Raw genomic sequence first — 21,272 nt, forward strand, 5'->3', positions numbered from 1 at the left:
GCCACGAACTCACAGAGAGAAACGCGATGAAATCCGAAGACCCGATCGTGATCGTCGGCGCCAAACGCACGCCGATGGGCGCTTTCCAGGGCGCCTTGAGTGGCCTGAGCTGCCCGCAGCTGGGCACGGCGGCGATTCGTGGCGCGCTCGAACACGCCGGGCTGGTGCCTGACGCCGTCGATGAACTGGTCATGGGTTGCGTGCTGCCGGCAGGCCTCGGCCAGGCTCCCGCACGCCAGGCGGCACTCGGGGCGGGGCTCGCCGAATCGACGCCTTGCACCACGATCAACAAGATGTGCGGCTCCGGCATGAAGGCGGTGATGCAGGCCGTCGATGCGCTGCGCGTGGGGAGCGCCATTCACGCCATCGCCGGCGGCATGGAGAGCATGAGCAACGCGCCGTACCTGCTGCCCCAGGCCCGCGCCGGGCTGCGCATGGGGCATGCGCAGGTGCGCGATCACATGTTTCTCGACGGTCTCGAGGACGCCTACGAGCCGGGTCGGCTGATGGGCACCTACGCCGAGGAGTGCGCCCAGGCCTTCGGCTTCACCCGCAAGGCGCAGGATGATTACGCCATCGCCTCGCTGACGCGGGCCAGGCGAGCGATCGAATCCGGCGTTTTCGCCAGCGAGATCGTGGCACTGGAAGCGCCGGCCGGACGCGGCACGGATCGCGTCGCGCACGACGAACCACCCTACAAGGCCAACATCGACCGTATCGCCCAGTTGAAACCGGCCTTCCGTGACGGCGGCACGGTCACCGCCGCCAACTCGAGCTCGATCTCCGATGGCGCCGCGGCGCTGGTACTGATGCGCCAGCGCGAGGCCGAACGGCTGGGGCTGACACCGCTGGCCCGAATGCATGGTCATGCCAGCCACGCCATGCGCCCCGGCGACTTCCCGGTGGCGCCGATCCACGCCATCACCAAGCTTTATGAACGGCTCGGCTGGTCGCGGGAAAGCGTCGATCTCTATGAGATCAACGAGGCCTTTGCGGTGGTGGCAATGGCGGCGATGCACGAACTCGGGCTCGATCACCAACGAGTCAACGTCCATGGCGGCGCCTGCGCCCTGGGTCATCCCATCGGCGCTTCCGGCGCGCGAATTCTGGTCACGCTGTTGAATGCGCTGACCCATCACGGAGTGACGCGGGGCGTGGCGGCCATCTGCATCGGCGGCGGCGAGGCCACGGCGATCGGCATCGAACGGCTCAGCTGAGTCGTGCTAATACGAGCCCCCTGTGCGAGCCCCCTTATACGAGCCCCGACATTCAGACGCTCTCTCGGAGATATCGGCATGTCAGCAATCGACACCCGCAAGGACCCTGGGTCCAGGAGTTACGTCAGCGGTACCAGCGATCTGCCCCTGATCGGCATGACCATCGGTGACTGCCTCGATGCTGCCGCCAGCGAATGCCCCGAGCGTGAAGCGCTGGTCAGCTGCCACCAGAATCTGCGCTATACCTATGCCGAGCTGCGCGACGCAGCCGACCGTGTTGCGCGGGCCCTGCTCGCGCTAGGCATCGAACGCGGCGACCGGGTCGGCATCTGGTCACTCAACGGCGCCGAGTGGGCGCTCACCCATCTGGCGACGGCCAAGATCGGCGCGATCCTGGTCAATCTCAACCCGAGCTATCGCGCCCACGAACTCGAGCACGCGCTCACCCAGTCCGGCCTTTCCGCCCTGGTGTTGCAGGGTGCGTACCGGGTCGGCGGCGCGATCAAGTCGCATTACGTCGACATCCTCTGCGAAATCGCCGCGGAACTACGCGACGCCCCTACCGACGAGCAGCGCCGACTCGACTGCGCCAGCCTGCCCCAGCTCAGGCAGGTGGTATGTCTCGACCCTGAACTCGCCACCCCGGGCATGTGGCACTGGTCCGATCTTCACCACCTTGCCGACAGCGTGCCTGCCGAACGCCTCGCCGCGCGGCAGGCCGAGCTGCAGTTCGACGACCCGATCAATATCCAGTACACCTCCGGTACCACCGGGGCCCCCAAGGGCGTGACGCTGACCCATCACAACATTCTCAACAACGGCTTTTTCGTCGGCGGCGGCATGAATCTGCAACCCGGCGAGCGGGTGGTGATTCCGGTGCCGCTGTATCACTGCTTCGGCATGGTGATGGGCAATCTGGCCTGCCTTTCCCATCGCGCCACGGCGATCTATCCCAACGACGGTTTCGATCCCGAAGCGACGCTGCGCGCGGTGGAGGCCGAGCGCGCCCAGGCACTCTACGGCGTGCCGACGATGTTCATCGCCGAGCTCGAGCACCCGCGCTTCGGCGAGTTCGATCTCTCCAGCCTGCGCACCGGGATCATGGCCGGCTCCAACTGCCCGATCGAAGTGATGAAGCGGGTGATCGAGCGCATGCACATGTCTGACGTCACCATCTGCTACGGCATGACCGAAACCAGCCCGGTGAGCCTGCAGACACGGCCTGACGCCCCGCTGTCGAAACGGGTCTCCACCGTCGGCACCATCCATCCGCACCTGGAAGTGAAGATCATCGACCCCGCCAGCGGCCGGATCGTGCCGCGCGGCGTCAGCGGCGAGCTCTGCACCCGCGGCTACAGCGTGATGCTCGGCTACTGGAACAACGACGCCGCGACCCGCCAGGCGATCGACCCGCAGGGCTGGATGCATACCGGGGATCTGGCGATGATGGACCACGATGGCTTCGTCGCGATCACCGGGCGCATCAAGGACATGATCATCCGTGGCGGGGAAAACCTGTATCCCCGCGAGATCGAGGAGTTTCTCTACACCCACCCGGCGATATCGGACGCCCAGGTCTTCGGCGTGCCGGACCCGAAGTACGGCGAGGCGGTCGCGGTCTGGGTGCGGCTGGTGGAGGGGGTCGAACTCGACGAAGAGGCCATCCGCGATTACTGCCGCAATCGCATCGATCACCACAAGATCCCGCGTTACGTCCGCTTCGTCGACGAGTTCCCGATGACCGTCAGCGGCAAGATCCAGAAATTCCGCATGCGCCAGACCACCAGTCACGAACTGGGGCTGGAGTGATCACCCCCGATTGACCACCGCCATGGTCAGCCGCGACATGCACACCAGCCGGCCACGCTCGTCTTCGATCCGGATTTCCCACAGCTGAGTCGTGGCGCCGAGATGCAGCGGCCGGGCGCAGCCCTCGACCCAGCCTTCGCGCACCGCGCGCACGTGGTTGGCGTTGATATCGAGCCCCACCGCCATCTTGCTCTCGTCGGCCAGGCAAAGGTTCGCCGCAATGCTGCCCAGCGTCTCCGCCAGCACCACCGAGGCGCCGCCGTGGAGCAGGCCGTAGGGCTGGTGGGTACGCGCATCCACCGGCATCCGCCCGCGCAGGCAGTCTTCACCCAGCTCGGTGAATTCGATACCGACATGGCTGACCAGGGTGTTCCGGCACTCGGCGGTGAGCGCTTCCAGTGATGACTCACGTTTCCAGATGGGCATGGTGAAACCTCGAGAGTAGGAACAAACTGCGAGTTCGGCGCGTCGATCAAAGCCCGACTTGGCGGGCCAGCAGGAGTCAGGGAACGGAATCTGGCCATTGTCTGGCACCGTGAAGCAGCCGCAGGACGAGCACGGCATCCCGCTGGACACGGTAGGCGGCGATATAGCGGGTGCCGTCAATCACCACCTCACGAGTGCCTGCCAGGCGCCCTTCACGGCCACTATCAGGGTGATCGATCAGACGGTTCAATGCCGTCTCGATCCTCTCATCGGTGTCGACGGCTGCCTGCGGGTTACGAACTACCAGATAATCGAAGATAGCTTCGCGGTCCTCGAACGCCAGCAGGTGCCAAGCCAACTTCACGTATCATTCTCGAGCAAACGTCGGGCCTCGGCGCGGCGCTGAGCGAAACGTGCCTGCACGGTTTGATCGTCGACTGGCTGGCGGTCATCGTCCAGCGCCGCCTGAACCTGCCTCCTAAACCACGCATCGTGAGACCGTGCTTGCTGCGCCTGATGTTGGCGCTCGGCAGCATCCGGTCGACGCACTCTGGTGTCGTCCGTTCGCTCCGGTTCCCAATGGGAGGTATCCACTTCGAAATGACGCGCGCCGATCTTGTGCATGACAGCCACCGCCTTGCCCGCATCGCGAAACGCTCGCCGCTTCTTGTCGCGGGTGGTTCCCAGTATCAAAGACTCCCCTTCCCGCGATCGAGCCGTGATGAAAAAAGCCCCACCGCTGGCACTGATGGCCACGGAAACCAGGCCGCCAGCATGAAAGGCGGTTCGGAACTGGTCCAAGCTCAATGTCTGAGACATCAGTGGTGCGCTCCGCATCAACGTTAATGATTAATCGTCACGCAAATAACGAATAAACTCAAATCTTGATATTGATCCTGCGCTAAAACCCCGTAACCGTGTCTGGGTCCTAGACCATGGTCGAGGGGCTCTAGCCGCCTTCGCCTATTGACGTTAACGTCAACGTACCAAGACACATATACCAAGATGTAGAAGCGGTATCGGACAGCGAGGATTCCACCATGCACGCCCCCTATACCGAGCTCGATTTCGGGCTCGCCGACGAGCTCAACATGCTGCGCGAGCAGGTCAACGCCTTCGCCCGCGACGAGATCGCCCCGCGTGCGGCCCAGATCGACCACGACAACGTCTTCCCGGCCGATCTATGGCGGAAGTTCGGTGACATGGGCCTGCTCGGCATCACCGTGGCCGAAGAAGACGGCGGCAGCGGCATGGGCTATCTCGCCCACTGCATCGCCATGGAGGAGATCTCCCGGGCCAGCGCGTCGGTGGGTCTTTCCTACGGCGCCCATGCCAACCTCTGCGTCAATCAGATCAAGCTCAACGGCAGCGCAGAGCAGAAGGCCAAATATCTGCCTCGGCTGATCAGCGGCGAGCATGTCGGCGCCCTGGCGATGTCCGAGCCCGGCGCCGGGTCGGACGTGGTCTCGATGAGCCTGCGTGCCGACAGGCACGGCGATCACTACGTGCTCAACGGCAACAAGATGTGGATCACCAACGGCCCCGACGCCGACGTGCTGGTGGTCTACGCCAAGACCGACCCGGAGGCCGGCGCCAAGGGCATCAGCGCCTTCATCGTCGAGAAGGGGTACGCCGGTTTCTCCACCGCCCAGAAGCTCGACAAGCTGGGCATGCGCGGCTCGAACACCTGCGAGCTGGTGTTCGAGGATTGCCAGGTGCCGGCAGAGAACGTGCTGGGCGAAGAGAACCGCGGCGTCAAAGTACTGATGAGCGGGCTGGACTACGAGCGCACCGTGCTCGCCGCCGGGCCTGTCGGCATCATGCAGGCGTGCCTGGACGTGGTGGTGCCCTACGTCCATGAGCGCAAGCAGTTCGGCCAGCCCATCGGCGAATTCCAGCTGGTGCAGGGCAAGCTGGCCGACATGCACACCACGCTCAACGCCTGCCGCGCCTATCTCTACGCGGTGGCCGGCGCCTGCGACCGTGGCCGCGCCACCCGCAAGGACGCCGCCGGGGTGATTCTCTACTGCGCCGAAAAAGCCACCCAGATGGCGCTGGACGCCATCCAGCTGCTCGGTGGCAACGGCTATATCAACGAATACCCCACCGGACGCCTGCTGCGCGATGCCAAGCTCTACGAGATCGGCGCGGGAACGAGCGAGATTCGGCGGATGTTGATTGGCCGTGAATTATTCTCCGAGTCAGCATAGGGCGATCTCATGGCTATCCTGACCACCCAGATCAACCCGCGTACGGAAGCGTTCCAGGCCAACGAGGCGGCGCTGCGGGGCGAAGTCGATAAGCTCCACACACTGACCGCCAGCATCGCCCGGGGTGGCGGCGACAAGGCCCGGAAGCGGCATGAATCCCGCGGGAAGCTGTTCGTCCGCGACCGGATCGACCACCTGCTCGACGAGGGCTCGGCATTTCTGGAGATCGGCGCGCTGGCGGCGCACGAGGTCTACGACTCCCCCGTGCCCGCCGCCGGCGTGGTGGCGGGGATCGGCCGGATCAGCGGCGTGGAGTGCGTGATCGTCGCCAACGACGCCACGGTCAAGGGCGGCACCTACTTCCCGCTGACGGTGAAGAAGCATCTTCGCGCCCAGGAGATCGCCCGCAAGCATCGGCTACCCTGTCTCTACCTGGTGGACTCCGGCGGCGCCTACCTGCCCGAACAGGACGAGGTTTTCCCCGACGTCGACGACTTCGGGCGTATCTTCTACAACCAGGCCACGCTCTCCGCCGCCGGCATCCCGCAGATCGCGGTAGTGATGGGCTCCTGCACCGCCGGTGGCGCCTACGTGCCGGCGATGGCCGACGAATCGATCATCGTGCGCGGCCAGGGCACCATCTTTCTCGGCGGGCCACCGCTGGTGAAGGCCGCCACCGGCGAGACCATCAGCGCCGAGGACCTGGGCGGCGCCGACGTTCACGCCAAGATCAGCGGTGTGGTCGACCACTATGCCGAGAACGACGCCCACGCGCTGCAGCTCGCCCGCCGCGCCGTTTCCCGTCTCAACTGGCACAAGCGCGGCCAGCTGGCGATGAAAAAATCCGCACCGCCGCGTCTCGACCCGTCGGAGCTCTACGGCATCGTCGGCACCGACCTGCGCAAGCCGTACGACGTCCGCGAGGTGATCGCACGGCTGGTGGACGACTCCGACTTCGACGAGTTCAAGCGCTACTACGGCGACACCCTGGTCACCGGTTTTGCACACTGGTGCGGCCATCCGGTGGGGATCGTCGCCAACAACGGGGTGCTGTTCTCGGAATCCGCCCAGAAGGGCGCGCACTTCATCGAGCTCTGCGCCCAGCGCCAGATCCCGCTGATCTTTCTGCAGAACATCACCGGCTTCATGGTCGGCTCCCAGTACGAGAAGGAGGGCATCGCCAAGCATGGCGCCAAACTGGTCACCGCCGTGGCCTGCGCCAAGGTGCCCAAGTTCACCGTGCTGATCGGCGGTAGCTTCGGCGCCGGCAACTACGGCATGTGCGGCCGCGCTTACGACCCGAATCTGTTGTTCATGTGGCCCAATGCGCGCATCTCGGTGATGGGCGGCGAGCAGGCCGCCAACGTGCTGGCCCAAGTTCAAAGGGAAAAGTTCAAGCGCGAGCAGCTCGAACGCGACGGCAGCGACTGGCCGGAAGACGAGGAAGCGGCGTTCAAGGCGCCAATTCGCGAACAGTACGAACGCCAGGGCCACCCCTACTACGCCAGCGCCCGGCTGTGGGACGACGGCGTGATCGACCCGCTGCAGACCCGCGACGTGATCGGCCTGGCGCTCTCCGCCGCGATGAATGCGGAGATCGAGGAGACGCGCTTCGGCGTGTTTAGGATGTGAGGATGCCATGACGACTTCGAACCATTCCCGCCTGGAAATCGACGATCGCGGCGTCGCGCGGCTGATGCTGGATCGGCCCGAGGTTCACAACGCCTTCGACGATGCGTTGATCAAAGAGCTCAACGCCCATCTCGAGCGCCTGCACGCGCTGGCCGAGCGCGACGAGGTGCGGCTGGTGGTGCTGGCATCCGGCGGCAAGCACTTCTCCGCCGGGGCGGATCTGCACTGGATGAAGCGCATGGTGGACTACGGCTTCGACGACAACCTCAAGGATTCCCGCGAACTGGCGCGCCTGATGCAACAGCTGGATGGGCTGCCCTGCCCGACCCTGTGCCGCATACAGGGCGCGGCCTACGGCGGCGCGGTGGGGCTCGCCGCCTGCTGCGATCTGGTGATCGCGTCCGACAAGGCGACATTCTGCCTGTCGGAAGTGCGTATCGGCCTGTCGCCGGCGGTGATCAGCCCTTATGTGCAGCGCGCCATCGGCCCGCGCCAGATGCGCCGCTACGCGCTCACCGCCGAGGTGATCGACGCCACTACCGCGCAGTCCTTGGGCCTGGTGCATGAAGTCACCGACGGAGAAACACTGGACGCCCATATCGGTCAGATGATCGATCGGCTGCTCGCTGCCTCACCCCAGGCCCAGCGCGCCACCAAGGCGCTGCTGGCCCGTGTCGACGGCGATCCCGACAGCGACGCCACGGTGGATGCCACCTGCCGCACGATCAGCGAATTGCGGGTCAGCCGCGAAGGTCAGGAAGGGCTCGCGGCGTTTTTCGACAAGCGCCCACCCGCCTGGCAACGCACGGGGGATGCCAACGGGGATCAGGACGGCAACCCGGATAACAAGGAATCGCGCTCATGAGCCTGACCCACGCGCCTCGCCCGCTACGTTCGGTGTTGATCGCCAACCGCGGCGAGATCGCCTGCCGCGTGATGCGCACCGCCCGCCGCCTGGGGCTTCGCACCATCGCCGTCTATTCCGATGCCGACGCCAACGCACTCCACGTTCGCGAGGCCGACGAGGCCGTGCGTCTCGGCCCGGCGCCCGCGCGGGAGAGCTATCTCGATATCGACAAGGTCATCGCCGCCGCCCAGCGCAGCGGCGCCGACGCCATTCATCCGGGGTACGGGTTTCTCTCCGAGAACGCCGACTTCGTCGCCGCCTGCGAGGCCGCCAGTATCATCTTCGTCGGCCCGCCGGCCAGCGCCATCGCCGCCATGGGCGACAAGGCCTCGGCGAAGACGCGCATGTTTAAGGCCGGCGTGCCGCTGGTGCCCGGCTACCACGACGAAGCGCAGGAGGACGAACTGCTCCGGGAGAAAGCCGGCAAGATCGGTTACCCGGTGCTGCTGAAAGCCAGCGCCGGCGGCGGCGGCAAGGGCATGCGGGTGGTCGAATCCGACCGCGAGTTCCAGGCCGCCCTCGATGGCTGCCGCCGTGAATCCCGCGCGGCGTTCGGCGACGAACGCATGCTGATCGAGAAATATCTGACCCAGCCGCGCCACGTCGAAGTGCAAGTGTTCTGCGATAGCCAAGGCAACGGCGTCTACTTGTTCGAGCGCGACTGCAGCGTGCAGCGCCGCCACCAGAAGGTGCTGGAAGAAGCTCCTGCGCCCAACCTGCCCCCCGCACTGCGCCAGCAAATGGGCGACGCTGCCGTGCGCGCCGCCCAGGAGATCGGCTATGTCGGCGCCGGCACGGTGGAATTCCTGCTGGATGCCGCCTCTGAACCTGTCTCAAACACCGAGACGAGAGAAGCGGCGCCTTTCTACTTCATGGAGATGAACACCCGCCTGCAGGTCGAGCACCCGGTCACCGAGATGATCACCGGCGAGGATCTGGTCGAGTGGCAGCTGCGCGTGGCCGCCGGGCTACCGCTGCCCAAGGCCCAGGAGGAACTGACGCTAACCGGCCACGCCATCGAAGCGCGGCTCTATGCCGAAGACCCGGACAACGACTTCCTGCCCGCCACCGGCACGCTCGAACGGTTCGGTCTCGATCTGAAAGCCGGCGACCTGGCGCCGGATCGCGTCCGGCTGGATAGCGGCGTCGAAGCCGGCGATGACATCTCGATGCACTACGACCCGATGCTGGCCAAGCTGATCGTCCACGGCGAGGATCGCGGCCAGGCCCTGGCGGAGATGGATCGCGCGCTAGCGGCGCTGGATATCTCCGGCGTGACCACCAATCGCCGTTTTCTGCAGCGGCTGGTCACGCATCCGGATTTCATCGCCGCCCGGCTCGACACCCGCTTTATCGAACACCACCACGACGAGCTGTTCGCGAGTGCACCGGTCACCGATGCGGAGTTCGCCTGCGCCGCGCTGGTGGCGCTCGACCAGTTGGATCGAGCCAACGATGAACGTTCACCGTGGGAGCGCCGTGACGGCTGGCGGCTCAACGCCCGGCAGCACGTTCGACTGGCGTTTGCCGAGGCCGAGGGCGCGCCGCCGATCCCCGTGACCGCGACACGCTCTGGATCGCAGTCAACTTGGCAACTGAGCGTGAATCGGGATGGAAAAGAGTCAAATGACTACGAGGGGAAGTTGCAGCGGCTCGACGGCGACGCCGTGGCGATCACCCTGGATGGTCATCGCCGCCGCCTGCTGGCGCGCACCGATTCTGCCCCCGAGGGCGAAACGATCATTCTCACCGCCGCCGGCTTCGAATCCCGCCTGATCTGGCAGCGCTCGGACCGGGTCGATCACCTATCGCATGAGGTCGAGGCCAAACTGAGCGCGCCCATGCACGGAACCGTGGTGGCGCTGCTGGTCGAACCCGGCCAGCCCGTCGAGAAAGGCACGCCGCTGGTAGTGGTGGAAGCGATGAAGATGGAACACACCCTGAGCGCGCCCGCCGCCGGCGCGGTGGAAGCGTTTCACTTCAAGGTGGGCGACGCCGTGGCGCAGGGGGATGAGCTATTGGCGTTCGCCAGTGCCGACGCGACTGAGGGGGTGTGAGATGGGGATGCCAAACCAGGTCAGCGTGGTGGAAGTCGGCCCGCGGGATGGGCTACAGAACGAAGCCGAACCCATCGCCACCGCCGCCAAGCTGGAACTGATCGACCGGCTCGGCGCGGCGGGGCTAAAACGGATCGAAGCGGCGAGTTTCGTCTCGCCCAAGTGGGTGCCGCAGATGGCGGATCACCGCGAGGTAATGACCGGCATTCGACGCCGGCCGGGCGTGGTCTATTCCGCACTGACGCCCAATCTCAAAGGGTTGGAAGCCGCGCTGGCGTGCGGCGTTGAGGAAGTCGCCGTCTTCGCGGCGGCGAGCGAAGCGTTCTCCCAGAAGAACATCAACTGCTCCATCGCCGAATCCCTGGACCGCTTCGCTCCGGTGATCGAACGCGCCCGCGAGTCTAACGTGCGCGTGCGCGGTTATGTCTCCTGTGTGCTCGGCTGCCCGTATGAAGGCGAGATAGAACCCGCCCGGGTCACCGAAGTCTCGAGAGCGCTCTATGAGATGGGCTGCTACGAGATCTCGCTGGGCGACACCATCGGCGTCGGCACCCCGCTCAAGGCCAAGCGCCTGCTCGACGCCGTGGGCCGGGATATCCCCAGGGACAAGCTCGCCGCCCACTTCCACGACACCTACGGCCAGGCGCTGGCCAATCTCTACGCCGTGCTCGAAGAGGGCATCAGCGTGATCGACAGCGCCATCGCCGGACTCGGCGGCTGCCCCTACGCCAAGGGCGCCACCGGCAACGTCGCCACGGAAGACGTGATTTACCTGCTCAACGGCCTCGGCATCGACAGCGGCGTGGATCTGGATAACCTGGCAGAGACAGGGGTGTGGATAACCCAAACCATCGGCAAGCCGAACCGGTCGAAGGTGGGTGTGGCTCTGGCGGCGAAGATAAAACTCATTAAAGAATAAAAAAAACCTGCCGACAATAGAGTAATCATCCCACAAAAACCTGATTCAAAATGTCTTTAGCCAAAAAGCTACTCCCTGCCGCCTTTTTAATTTTATCGGCTTGCAGCCCCATTCCATTGGAAACGTCTTATGTCCCAGTCGACACTTCCAACTGGAAAGTTGGATATGCTTATGATGACGGATTTCTGGGGAAAGGTACTCTTATTGAACTGGTCAAGAACGACGAAAGCGTAGATTCGTGGAGCCAATTATTAACCATTCAGTTCATGGAAGGTGTTACCGAAAGCGTATCTTCATACTATCAAAAGTATAAAACAACCTTGACTGAAAAGGCAAAAAATAACTTAGAATGTCACACTGCTTCATTCAACACCATTGAACAATCTAAAAACAGCATTATTTATGAATGGCTAACGAATGGATGTCTTGGGAAAAATGATCAGCACGAAATTGCTAAACTGATGAAAGGTAACGATGGTCTTCATCGTGTTGCGTACGTTAAAAAGGGAGCCGAGATGGCTAACCAAGAGCGAAATCACTGGATTGGTGTATTTAGAAACTCTTACGTGGAGAAAGACCTACAAAGGGTCATGGTTAAATAATCAAACCACAACCCAGCATATGCCCAGGTATTTTCCATTTCAGATAAAAGCATGAAGCTTTCAAAACTATAAACATGCAGACATTCCCTTCATTTCCCCACCCGGATTGGCACCGCCTCCCTAGGAGGTTTTCGGATAGGCGCTAGAGCACGCAGATAATTCCACCGGACAGGGAAAGTTAAAATTCAAGCGTTTCGCGGAACTCAATCACTGAGGGGGCTCGCAGGAAGCGATTGGCGCTCACTCAAGCCCGGCGGGAAAGCCATGCATGGATCAACCCCGCCTGAAAAAACGGCACGGGAAGTTCGAAACCGCCTTCCTCGATGATCGAGGCAATCCGCGCTGGCGGTAGCACACCGACATCATGCGCATAGGCATGGCGCATCCGCGCTATCGTCTCTTCGGAGACATCGGCCGCGGACATCATGTTCATCCACGCGTGAAGCAGTACGTCATATTCGGGTGACGCGATGTCTGACGCCAGGTCGGCGCTCGCGAGAATACCTCCCAATTTGAGTTTCGCGGCAATGCCACGGAAGAAACCGGAGCGCTCGTCGGGATTCGTGATGAACTGCGAGACGAGCAGGCAGGTCGCCGCATCGTGTAGCTCGGCGGTGGGGAGTGACGCCAGATACCCCTCATGGAAGGTGCAGCGAGACGTCACGCCTTCCTTCTCGGCCCTTTCCCGACAGACGTCGAGCATACGCCCCGACGGCTCCACGGCCGTAAAACGCCAATCAGGGTGCTGTGAGGCGAGATAGAACAGCTCATCGCCCGTCCCCACCCCGACACAGAGAATCCGTGCCTCCGCCGGCAAATCCGCGAACAAAGACCCCAGCAACAGATGCAGACAATTCCGAATCGGTGACGTCTTGGCCCACTGCTGGTCGTAACTTGCCGCCTGCTGGTCGAACAGTGCCTTGATCTCGTCCTGGTTCATCTTATTTCCCGCGGTTAATCCCGATGCTGACACTCGGCAGTCCAAATTGGTCGAAGGTGGACGTGGCGTTGGCGGCGCGCTAGTCATCATGGTTCAACCACTCTAGGCTCCGCGATCTAGCTGGGATTGAAGCGCGCGAGACAACTCAACGTAGGTGCGTGCCGCCTCTTTCGTCGGCTCCAGGTCGCGAGCCACCTCACGACGCAGACGCCGAAGCTCGTGATACAGCGTGACCTGCGGCTGATCGATCAGCCCTGCCCTTACGAGCAGTTCCGGCAGCCGAGCTGCTGATACGCCTCCCGGCTCCCTCTCGCCGCCTTCCTGTGACGATAGCGACGCGCGGGCCGCGCGCTCCAGTCGGGTCCACGCCTCCAGTATCGCCGTACGGGGATGGCGCTCGGCCAGCTCGGTAAGAAATGTCTCCTTCTCACCGCCACGCACACCGACGACATTACCCTGACTTGGAGACAGCGAGCGCAACTGCTCAAGGTCGTGCTCGAATTCAGCCTCGATGGGCCCGGCCCGCAGCTTCTTGATGAAGGACCCAAACTGCAGAATCTGGTCGCGGAAAAGAAGCGCGAGAATCAGGGCGAACACCGGCCAGGCCAGCGACCGGACTAGGCTCGAAATGAATGTCAGCCAATCCATCGTCAGTACTCGGTTGATCCCGCATGCATGGTCGTGACTGCGCGATCTGGCAGTCAGAGTTTCAGGTTGGTGCAGGGATCGAGAAATTGCGAGCCATCTCAGTTGGAGGCGGCTGATGAAGGCGGCGCGGAAAAGCGGTCTCATCGACCGCCTAGTTAGCTTGGCGATGGCCCGAAGAAAGCTCGAGCCTTCTTGGCGAGGCTAGGAAGTTGGCCAAACTCAGACTTGAGTTGGGTTTTCACCCGCCATTCTTCAGCACCACCCAACTGTTTCATCTCCAAGTCAAAGATTATGTTCCCGCGTACGTTGCAGCTGACATACAACTTGAACTCACCTTCAATAGACTCCCAGCCTTCCGATGTTTTCCAAGGTTTACTTTGCGATGCCATCCATTCGAATAGATCTGCAAGTCCATGTGCATCGGTGTAGGCCCACACTTCCCTCTGGCAATTGACCGTACCCGACGAGAATGCCACTGAGAAATTATCGCCATTGATGCCGATAAAAATCAATTCAGCTTCTGTTTCTGACGATTGAACTCGAAACTCTTGCATCCTTTCTCCAGCTAACGCCGCTAGCATGCGCGGCTTTGAAGTGGAGGCGAAGCCGCAACGAAAAAGGCGTCGCCGTGCTTGGCCTTGTTAGCAACTAAGCTCTTTGAAACTCGTTTCCGAGCCTTGCTCCAATCAATCAAGAATGTGTCCATGCTCATCTATCTCAATTTCTGTCAGCAGCCTCTTTAGATCCACATTAAACGAGAACTGAGTTTTAAGACCATCGTCTGTATCTTCATGCTTAACGCCATCAGCTTTATAGCATTTAATTATCTCGCTGAACCCATCATCATCAGTTATAAAGTCCGAGTGTAAAAATCGCCCTCCTTGACGACCATAATACTCAATTTGCAGTTTGATTTGAGAGAATTTTGTAATTTCCATAATATCAGCCAACGCGTTTTCTGCCTCAAATTTATCAGGAGAAGCTTTGAATTTCATCAGACGCTTAGCAGAAGCATTCCCATACAGGCAGGCTAGAGTTATTGTAACAACTGGATTATGCACGCTCATTTTATCACTTGAACGAGCGTGCGCGTTCAATAATCTTATCTAGCACGCTCTTTCACGCCTAAAGCATTGATTTTGAATAATGCTCAGAATAATTCGGCGCGTTATACAGAATTCGCGCGTTTTGCGCGGTCAGATATGGCTGTGCATAGATACAGTTATTCGGTGGAGGCCCGTTCGGTTGGCTTTTGGCGCAATTCGCCACGCTACCGCACGCCATACAGGCAGGACGATGATCCCCTTCGTCCCAGCGCGGCTGTCCCTTGTGAGCTTGTGACTTTGTAAGCCATCTCTTGTGCTGTTCTACACACAGTAACCAAGCATTACATTAGAAACAACGCCACGAAAGCATGAATCAACTGTGGCTTGAGAGGCCTGCGCTGTTTCGTCAGAAGCCGAAGATCATTTAGGAAGTAGGAGGGCCACTGGCCGCTTGCCGTCACGGGAACGGCCAGATTGAAGCGCTAGCCCGCCGGTACTCAGTACATCGGGTTTCCGTTCTTGGTTTCATGCGGAATTCTCTGAATGGAATCCCAGTGTTCCACGATCTTGCCGTTGTCGTCGAAACGGAAAAAATCCATCGTGACGTACTCATCGCCGCCGGGCCAGGTCTGGTGCGTGTGGAGAGATACCAGATCGGCTTCGGCCACCGCGCGCACGAACTCGATTTCCTTCCCGGGATACTGCTCTGCCATTGCCGTGAAGTAATCGATGAACGCCTGCTTTCCATTACCCACTACCGGGTTGTGCTGGATGTAATCGGCGCCGACATACGTCGCGACGGCAAGGGTAGGATCACCGAGATAAGCCGTGCGATAGAAGGCGATAGCATTGCGCTTGTTGGCTTCCAGGTCATGTTGCATGCCGTTGCTCCGTGCAGATTGACTGCCATCGAAGAAGCCACAGAGCAGAACCGTGTGTATCAACTAGCGCTCAGTGACCCTGTTCCGCCGCCTTCAATTCCCCCAATGCACCTTTGCACCGTTCTTCGACCTGATCCAGCTCGCGCTGCATGACGCGGATGTCTTCGAGCTGGCGCTCGAGGTTGGCGCGTTTGTCAGCGAGGATCTCGAGCTGGCGTTCGAGTTGGCGCACGCTGCCATCAACGCGGGTGTCGTAGAGGTCGAGCACTTCGCGGATCTCGATCAGCGAGAAACCCAGGCGCTTGCCGCGCGACAGTCGGCCATCACATCGCGCCGACCGCCGCCGCCACGGGCCCCAAGATTGCAGGACATCGATGACCTATTTGAACCAATCCTGCTCAAAGCGCCCATTCTTGAATCGATACATGGAAAGTCCGTATTTCAGCTCTCTTCCCTTGGCGTCCTTCATCATGCCTTTCTCCTTGCCCAGCGAGTAAAAGAAGGCATCGAAAAGCAGCATGGCACCGTCGATGAACCACCATAAAAATAGACCGCCCAGAGTCAATGCTTTCAACAAGCCTGATTTCCATTTACCCAAGTAGAACCGGTCAACTCCGAGAACGCCAAGAAACATGGATAGAATCAACGCAACGATTCGGTTTTTCTTTCGGATTTGTAGATTATCACTGTCCATTCTTAATAGATCCCTGAAACGATTATAGTGAGCACTAACGGGACTGCATTGTGACTTCGATACCGCCGCTTCTCCGAGTGATACTGTAATCAATCGGGATCCGTGGGCCTCGCGATGCGATCACTACGGCCTGGCATGAGCGCGTTTCTTGCGTTTCTGTTATCTGAGCAATCTCCACGATATCATTGGCTTTTGGGCTCTGCCTGAAGCCGTTGTATCCGATATCGTAGTAGGGATTACCATAGTCCGTACCCAATGCATTCTGGATCGATCTCGCCAGAGAATTAGGAGACCTCCTGTTTTCCGCCACCGCGTCGTCAAAGAGCTCTTTATTGGTATCGATGATCATGGAATTCGAGCATGAAGGCAATGGGCGAGTCGATGGCATAAAATACCCTCCATCGACTACCCCATAAACGACAATGAGATAAAGCACCGTCGAAAGCAGCCACAGCCAGAAATAAATGCCACCTCTTCTTAGCTTATTGGCTCTTACTGCCAGATAGACAGGGATCATCCAAAACCAGTAAAGGGGCGCCCTACTGCGGCCGCTATCCCGTATACTCAAGGCATCCACCAAGGCGATTAGTGAATAGACCAGCGGCACCGCCAACATGTAACCATTGGAAAAAGCGATGGGGTTGTAGTTATAAATAAGTACGCTATCGATAAACAGAAACGCAAGGGGAAATAAAGCCAGTACCCAAGCCAGCCTATCCGATACGGGCGTGGGCGTATATTTTTCTCTTGCCTCATCGGTTAGATAACCACCGAGTTCTGTCTCACGTAACGCCTGTGTCGGAGCATTTTCAGTCCAGCTTGTGTTCCAGACTTGTGTATCCGAATCCACATCTTGGTCCATGATCGCAACGATCATGGCTTCTTTATTGAAGGGCCCGTTGATCTTCCTGCGTCCTTGATAATACCAGTGATCTTCGAAGGGCTCAGACTCTGACACGGAGTATCCTTTATGTAATTGGGCTGAACTCATTCATCACTCGTGACGCTCAGTCGCTGAATTTTTCCTGGGCACGTTGATCCTGTTTGGATTGGTTCATCAGCCGTTTCGCTCCAAACATGGCAACCAGTCCGCCAGGAACGAAAATGATAGAACCCACAATCATCAAAATCGGGCCCAATCGCTTATCACGTTGGTTCAGGGCGATGAAAAACCCGACAATCGTTGCCGCCAATGAAGCTGCGGTGAGAGTCAGAAACACCGTCGAAGCTGTACCTGAAAGATCTTCAACGACGTTGAGAACGACGGCTATAGCCAACAGAACATTCAAAATAACGCCAGCGATGGCAAGTCCCATGAGGAGTCTCCTTGTAAGCGTTTTCCTGCGGAAAACCGGGGCCGAGCGGAAGCCGGGAGATTAAGACATACCACTTTTCGACTCAAGCAGTAGTTCGCGCACATCTAATATTATCGTTAATCTTACACCTCGATTATCTTTTATCTTACATTCAAATTATCGTTTATCTTAGAAAAGGCAGTCTGGTGCAAGGCGGGATTTACTCCTTCTTGTCAATCCCGAGGGCATTTGGAATGTATGGACAAGAGGCACCTATTCCCGGCAAATGAGTTCATGCCTACCGATCACCTGCATGCTGGGACATGTGCTCTTTTCAGGGATTGGACTGTCAAATCAGCTATCGGTCCCTCAACTCCCCCAACGCGCCCTTGCATCGCTCTTCGACCTGATCCAGCTCGCGCTGCATGATGCGGATGTCTTCGAGCTGGCGTTCGAGGTTGGCGCGTTTGTCGGCAAGGATCTCGAGCAGGCGCTCGAGTTGGCGGACGCTGCCATCAACGCGGGTGTCGTAAAGATCCAGCACTTCGCGGATCTCGATCAGCGAGAAACCTAGGCGCTTGCCGCGCAGGGCGAGTTTGAGGCGAACGCGGTCCTTCTCGCGGTAGACGCGGGTCTTGCCGCGCCGCTCGGGGGAGAGCAGGCCTTCCTGCTCGTAGAAGCGGATGGTACGGGTGGTCACGTCGAAGTGCTGCGCGAGTTCGCCAATGGCGTAGGTCTGGCCGGACACGGCGTTATTCTCTTTTCTGATTTTCCCCACCCTAGCGCTGTTTGACCTTTACGTGAAGATCAACTTTTTCTCGAACCGTTGGTTCTTAAAGGGGGGGTTGTGGGAGCGTTTCCGTGCTTCGTTACGGAGAGGATTCTTGGCCCGAGGCGTCGATCACGACGCCGCTGACCCAGTCTTCGATAGCCAGACCTTCGACTCGCCGGAATTCCTTCAGGTTGTTAGTCACCAGCGTGGCGTTCAGCGCCAGCGCGTGTGCCGCGATCATCGTGTCATTGGGGCCAATGGGCTGCCCCTTGTCCTGGAGCTGGCGAGAAAGATTGGCGGCGACGCGAGCGGTCTCCGGCCCCCACGGTAGAACATCGTTGGTGCGCGCCACGAAGGCGTCGATGATCGGTTGCAGGCTCGGTTTTCGGCGTGCGCCCAGCAGCATCTCGTAATAGGTGATGACCGAGATGCAGAGTCGGGTGCCTCGGCCCGCTTCCTGTTCGAGACGTTCCAGCACCTGAACCGGATGCTCGCGCATGACGTAGGAGCAGATATTGGTGTCGAGGATGTAAAGCGTGCTCAAAATCGACCCTCATCCTCGAACACGGGTTCACGGTCCTGCAGGAAGTCGTCGTCCGTCTTTTCGACCTCGATAAACGAGTGCCAACTGGGTCGCGAGGGTTTGAGGACGATGGTGTCCCCCACGCGGGTGGCGACGTATTCAGTGACGCCTTCGATCTCGATGCCTTTCGGCAAACGCACCGCTCGATTACGGCCGTTACGGAATACCGATACGGTGCGAGACGGTGGGTCGTTGCGCTCTTGCTCGTGCATAGGATTGTCCTCCGACCGATCTTTTCCAAAGCTTCAGCATATGCCAAGCATAGTCCTGAATCGCAGGCCAGAAAAGTCGTTCGAGTTATCAACAGCCTGTTTCAGATTTGGCTAAAACAGCGAGCTCTGTCGTTCTCCCGGGAACTCGGCCAACGGCGGCAATTCGATCCGTTCGGCGATCTTGTTGTAGAACTTTCGTGCCAGTTCCGGCGCCTGTCGGTTATCCGGTGTATGCACAAAGAGAAAAGGGGTTTTCCCCTGTTTTATCCACAGGATGAGGCGTTCGATCCATGGCTCGAAACGGGCCAGGTTAATGGCTTCGTCGAAGTGTCCGATAAAGCGAATAATGGGATTGACCGCCGTGCAGAGCACGTGTAATGGGACTTTCGGCTTTTCGCCTTGCGCCTTGGCGAGCCGATTGTCAAGCCCTGCGGGTGTGGCAAAGAGCGCCCGCACGTCGAGCATTACCCTATTGGCGTCTTGACTTATCAACAAGCGGTTGAATGCCTGTTCTGCAGGCCCTTTGTGGAAAAAATCACTGTGGCGGACCTCCACCGCACGGGGTATCTCCCGTGGCCAGTGAGTGAGCAATCGCTCCAGCGCGGGCAGCTCGCCCTGGCCGAAATCTCTGGGTAGCTGGACCATGATTGGGCCGAGCCGATCCTTGAGCGGTGAAAGCCGTTCGATGAAGCGCTCGAACTCGTCATCGATATCGCGCAGACGTTTGCCGTGAGTCAGCTGGCTGGGCAGCTTGAAGCAGAAGCGGAACGTCTCGGGTGCCTGTTCGGCCCAGGCGTCGATCGTTTCCGCCTTGGGGATACCGCTGTAGAAGGTGGTGTTGCCCTCCACCGCGTTGAACACGCTGGCGTAGTCGCGCAGATCCACGTCGCCGTGGGCGGGCAGCAGGGAGCCTTGCCAGTCGGCGTTGGCCCACATCGCCATGCCTATATAGAGCGGCGGCTGGTGAACCATGGAGAGGTTATCTGAGGCGTTCGGCATGCAACGTCACCGTCGGCGAAACGATATCCTGCTGCGCGGCGATCATCGCCAGTTCGCGGGTGCCGGCGCGACGGGTGTGTTCGAACAGCATCTGCACCGCGGCGGCGGTCTGTTCCAGGGCGCGAGCCGGGCCTTCGTCGGTGAGACCGGCGCGCAGGCTGTGGGCGAGGAACATCGCGGCAGTGAAATCGCCGGCACCATTGGGCGCAATGATGAAATCCACCTTGGGCGTGGCGATCCGCCAGCTGCCGCTTTCGGCGTCGACCAGCATGCCGATGTGGCCCTCGTCGTCCCCGGTGACTTCCAGCGAGGTGATCAACACGACCCTGGGGCCCTTGGCCCGCAGCGCGGCGGCGGCGGCGAGGGCGTCTTCCAGGGTGTTTACCTCCCGCCCGGCGAGAAAGGCGAGTTCGAACTGGTTGGGCGTGACGATATCGGCGCGGGCAATGGCGTGGTCGCGCATCCACTCGGGGATGCCTTGGCGGACGAAGAAGCCGCGGCCGATGTCGCCCATCACCGGGTCGCAGCAGTAGAGCGCGTCCGGGTTGGCCAATTTGACGCGATCGACGCTATCCAGCACGGCGCGGCCGATGCCTTCGTCTCCCATGTAGCCGGAAAGCACGGCATCGACATCGTCGAGCCCGACCAGGGATTCGACGCCATCGAGCACATTCCTGAGGTGATCGGGGCTGAAGACATCGCCGGTGAAGGCGCCGTAGCCGGTGTGGTTGGAGAACTGGACGGTGTTGATGGCGGTGACTTCCAGCCCCAGCCGCTGCAGCGGGAAAACGGCGGCACGATTGCCGACGTAGCCATAGGCGACGTGGCTCTGAATGGAGATGACATGGGTCATGAGACGGGCCTGCGGCAAAAGCAAAGGGCTTAGTGAAAGGGCTTAGTGAAAAGGCGTAGTGAACGGACGTGCTGAAAGGACACAGTGTAATGCGACGGGGAAGGAACTTGCAGCGCCGGTCTTTGGTCGATACCTCGCTCGACGCCGTCGAGCGGCGGCGATATGCTCGCTCCAGCTTTTCCGTCATCCCGTTTATCTGTCTTCGTCAATGCATCGTGTTCAAGGGTCGACTCTGCTGCTTTCCAGCGTCCCGCGCCCGTTCGTGCCCTCTCGCCGTGTTCTGCCGCTGCTGGCCTGCCTCTTCTTCGCCCTGCTGGTGACCGACTGTTCCAGCGGTCCGGTCATGACCACTTTCCCCAGCGGAAGTCCGGAGGCACGGGTCGAACAGACGGCGCGCAAGACCAACTGGGGCCATCTGCCGGGCTGGAGCCGGGATCAGCCGATGGCGGCCGTCAACAGCCGCGGCGCGGCCTTGAACCGCCTGTTGGCTGTAAACGGCATCCAGAAATGGTCCAGCGTGACGGCATTGCGCCCCCTACTGGTTTCGAAGTGGTTCCTGTGATTTACCCA

General features: G+C 60.4%; 26 protein-coding genes. 9 read left to right on the forward strand and 17 right to left on the reverse strand.

Annotated elements, in window-relative coordinates:
- Positions 1-26: 26 nt before the first annotated feature.
- Positions 27-1,217 (forward strand): acetyl-CoA C-acyltransferase, encoded by a 1,191-nt coding sequence (locus BTW07_RS16760; protein ID WP_075571327.1) that lies wholly within the window; start codon positions 27-29, stop codon positions 1,215-1,217.
- A gap of 78 nt (positions 1,218-1,295) precedes the next feature.
- Positions 1,296-3,026 (forward strand): AMP-binding protein, encoded by a 1,731-nt coding sequence (locus BTW07_RS16765; protein ID WP_075571328.1) that lies wholly within the window; start codon positions 1,296-1,298, stop codon positions 3,024-3,026.
- On the opposite strand, the gene BTW07_RS16770 is transcribed toward BTW07_RS16765, so the two are convergent.
- The 3 genes from BTW07_RS16770 to BTW07_RS16780 form a co-directional block, all read right to left on the reverse strand.
- A complete protein-coding gene (locus BTW07_RS16770) occupies positions 3,027-3,452 on the reverse strand; it encodes a hotdog fold thioesterase (RefSeq protein ID WP_075571329.1) in 426 nt (141 codons plus the stop codon).
- Between the two features lie 76 nt (positions 3,453-3,528).
- Positions 3,529-3,816 (reverse strand): type II toxin-antitoxin system RelE/ParE family toxin, encoded by a 288-nt coding sequence (locus BTW07_RS16775; RefSeq protein WP_075571330.1) that lies wholly within the window; start codon positions 3,814-3,816, stop codon positions 3,529-3,531.
- A complete protein-coding gene (locus BTW07_RS16780) occupies positions 3,813-4,271 on the reverse strand; it encodes a hypothetical protein (RefSeq protein WP_075571331.1) in 459 nt (152 codons plus the stop codon). Before BTW07_RS16780 ends, BTW07_RS16775 begins: the two co-directional genes overlap by 4 nt.
- Before the next feature lie 221 nt (positions 4,272-4,492).
- Here BTW07_RS16780 and BTW07_RS16785 point away from each other — a divergent pair, with 221 nt between their 5' ends.
- Genes BTW07_RS16785 through BTW07_RS19685 form a run of 6 tightly spaced genes read left to right on the forward strand, consistent with a single transcriptional unit; the run spans position 4,493 to position 11,779 of the window.
- Positions 4,493-5,662 (forward strand): isovaleryl-CoA dehydrogenase, encoded by a 1,170-nt coding sequence (locus BTW07_RS16785; RefSeq protein ID WP_075571332.1) that lies wholly within the window; start codon positions 4,493-4,495, stop codon positions 5,660-5,662.
- A gap of 9 nt (positions 5,663-5,671) precedes the next feature.
- On the forward strand, positions 5,672-7,294 hold the full coding sequence (locus tag BTW07_RS16790) for a carboxyl transferase domain-containing protein (RefSeq protein ID WP_075571333.1): 1,623 nt from the start codon (positions 5,672-5,674) through the stop codon (positions 7,292-7,294).
- A gap of 7 nt (positions 7,295-7,301) precedes the next feature.
- On the forward strand, positions 7,302-8,159 hold the full coding sequence (locus tag BTW07_RS16795) for an enoyl-CoA hydratase/isomerase family protein (RefSeq protein ID WP_075571334.1): 858 nt from the start codon (positions 7,302-7,304) through the stop codon (positions 8,157-8,159).
- Positions 8,156-10,258 (forward strand): acetyl/propionyl/methylcrotonyl-CoA carboxylase subunit alpha, encoded by a 2,103-nt coding sequence (locus BTW07_RS16800; RefSeq protein WP_075571335.1) that lies wholly within the window; start codon positions 8,156-8,158, stop codon positions 10,256-10,258. Before BTW07_RS16795 ends, BTW07_RS16800 begins: the two co-directional genes overlap by 4 nt.
- A 1-nt stretch (position 10,259) precedes the next feature.
- On the forward strand, positions 10,260-11,177 hold the full coding sequence (locus tag BTW07_RS16805) for a hydroxymethylglutaryl-CoA lyase (RefSeq protein WP_075571336.1): 918 nt from the start codon (positions 10,260-10,262) through the stop codon (positions 11,175-11,177).
- 50 nt (positions 11,178-11,227) lie between these two features.
- Complete coding sequence (locus BTW07_RS19685; RefSeq protein ID WP_144076946.1) at positions 11,228-11,779, forward strand: hypothetical protein; 552 nt, start codon at positions 11,228-11,230, stop codon at positions 11,777-11,779.
- A 244-nt stretch (positions 11,780-12,023) separates the two neighbouring features.
- Here the strand turns inward: BTW07_RS19685 and BTW07_RS16810 are convergent, their stop codons facing one another.
- The 14 genes from BTW07_RS16810 to pdxY form a co-directional block, all read right to left on the reverse strand.
- Complete coding sequence (locus BTW07_RS16810) at positions 12,024-12,719, reverse strand: class I SAM-dependent methyltransferase (RefSeq protein WP_075571337.1); 696 nt, start codon at positions 12,717-12,719, stop codon at positions 12,024-12,026.
- A gap of 102 nt (positions 12,720-12,821) precedes the next feature.
- Positions 12,822-13,367 (reverse strand): hypothetical protein, encoded by a 546-nt coding sequence (locus BTW07_RS16815; protein ID WP_075571338.1) that lies wholly within the window; start codon positions 13,365-13,367, stop codon positions 12,822-12,824.
- Between the two features lie 155 nt (positions 13,368-13,522).
- Positions 13,523-13,921 (reverse strand): DUF6228 family protein, encoded by a 399-nt coding sequence (locus tag BTW07_RS16820; protein ID WP_075571339.1) that lies wholly within the window; start codon positions 13,919-13,921, stop codon positions 13,523-13,525.
- Positions 13,922-14,053: 132 nt separating this feature from the next.
- On the reverse strand, positions 14,054-14,434 hold the full coding sequence (locus BTW07_RS16825; RefSeq protein WP_144076948.1) for a hypothetical protein: 381 nt from the start codon (positions 14,432-14,434) through the stop codon (positions 14,054-14,056).
- Between the two features lie 476 nt (positions 14,435-14,910).
- Complete coding sequence (locus tag BTW07_RS16830) at positions 14,911-15,294, reverse strand: nuclear transport factor 2 family protein (RefSeq protein ID WP_075571341.1); 384 nt, start codon at positions 15,292-15,294, stop codon at positions 14,911-14,913.
- Between the two features lie 70 nt (positions 15,295-15,364).
- Positions 15,365-15,670, reverse strand: a complete 306-nt coding sequence (locus tag BTW07_RS20215) for a MerR family DNA-binding protein (RefSeq protein WP_083941991.1) — start codon at positions 15,668-15,670, stop codon at positions 15,365-15,367.
- Positions 15,671-15,673: 3 nt separating this feature from the next.
- Positions 15,674-15,988 carry a TM2 domain-containing protein gene (locus tag BTW07_RS16840; protein WP_208605429.1) on the reverse strand — a complete coding sequence of 105 codons (315 nt, stop codon included), beginning with the start codon at positions 15,986-15,988 and terminating at the stop codon, positions 15,674-15,676.
- Positions 15,989-16,022: 34 nt separating this feature from the next.
- A complete protein-coding gene (locus BTW07_RS16845) occupies positions 16,023-16,979 on the reverse strand; it encodes a hypothetical protein (protein ID WP_110661618.1) in 957 nt (318 codons plus the stop codon).
- A 16-nt stretch (positions 16,980-16,995) separates the two neighbouring features.
- Positions 16,996-17,304 carry a hypothetical protein gene (locus tag BTW07_RS16850; RefSeq protein WP_075571343.1) on the reverse strand — a complete coding sequence of 103 codons (309 nt, stop codon included), beginning with the start codon at positions 17,302-17,304 and terminating at the stop codon, positions 16,996-16,998.
- Between the two features lie 337 nt (positions 17,305-17,641).
- Positions 17,642-18,031 (reverse strand): MerR family transcriptional regulator, encoded by a 390-nt coding sequence (locus BTW07_RS16855; protein ID WP_075571344.1) that lies wholly within the window; start codon positions 18,029-18,031, stop codon positions 17,642-17,644.
- Positions 18,032-18,152: 121 nt separating this feature from the next.
- The gene (locus BTW07_RS16860; RefSeq protein WP_075571345.1) at positions 18,153-18,599 is read right to left on the reverse strand and encodes a type II toxin-antitoxin system VapC family toxin; all 447 of its coding nucleotides are present in this window, start codon (positions 18,597-18,599) and stop codon (positions 18,153-18,155) included.
- Positions 18,596-18,850 carry a type II toxin-antitoxin system VapB family antitoxin gene (vapB, locus tag BTW07_RS16865; RefSeq protein WP_075571346.1) on the reverse strand — a complete coding sequence of 85 codons (255 nt, stop codon included), beginning with the start codon at positions 18,848-18,850 and terminating at the stop codon, positions 18,596-18,598. The genes BTW07_RS16860 and vapB overlap by 4 nt, the downstream gene beginning before the upstream one ends.
- Before the next feature lie 111 nt (positions 18,851-18,961).
- Positions 18,962-19,849, reverse strand: a complete 888-nt coding sequence (locus BTW07_RS16870) for a DUF72 domain-containing protein (protein ID WP_244158425.1) — start codon at positions 19,847-19,849, stop codon at positions 18,962-18,964.
- On the reverse strand, positions 19,830-20,702 hold the full coding sequence (gene pdxY / locus BTW07_RS16875; protein WP_075571347.1) for a pyridoxal kinase PdxY: 873 nt from the start codon (positions 20,700-20,702) through the stop codon (positions 19,830-19,832). The genes BTW07_RS16870 and pdxY overlap by 20 nt, the downstream gene beginning before the upstream one ends.
- A gap of 262 nt (positions 20,703-20,964) precedes the next feature.
- Here pdxY and BTW07_RS20015 point away from each other — a divergent pair, with 262 nt between their 5' ends.
- Positions 20,965-21,264, forward strand: coding sequence for a hypothetical protein (locus tag BTW07_RS20015; protein WP_167369285.1), 300 nt, complete (start codon positions 20,965-20,967; stop codon positions 21,262-21,264).
- Positions 21,265-21,272: the final 8 nt, after the last annotated feature.

The sequence above is a fragment of the Salinicola socius genome (assembly GCF_001937195.1).
Classification (GTDB): domain Bacteria; phylum Pseudomonadota; class Gammaproteobacteria; order Pseudomonadales; family Halomonadaceae; genus Salinicola; species Salinicola socius.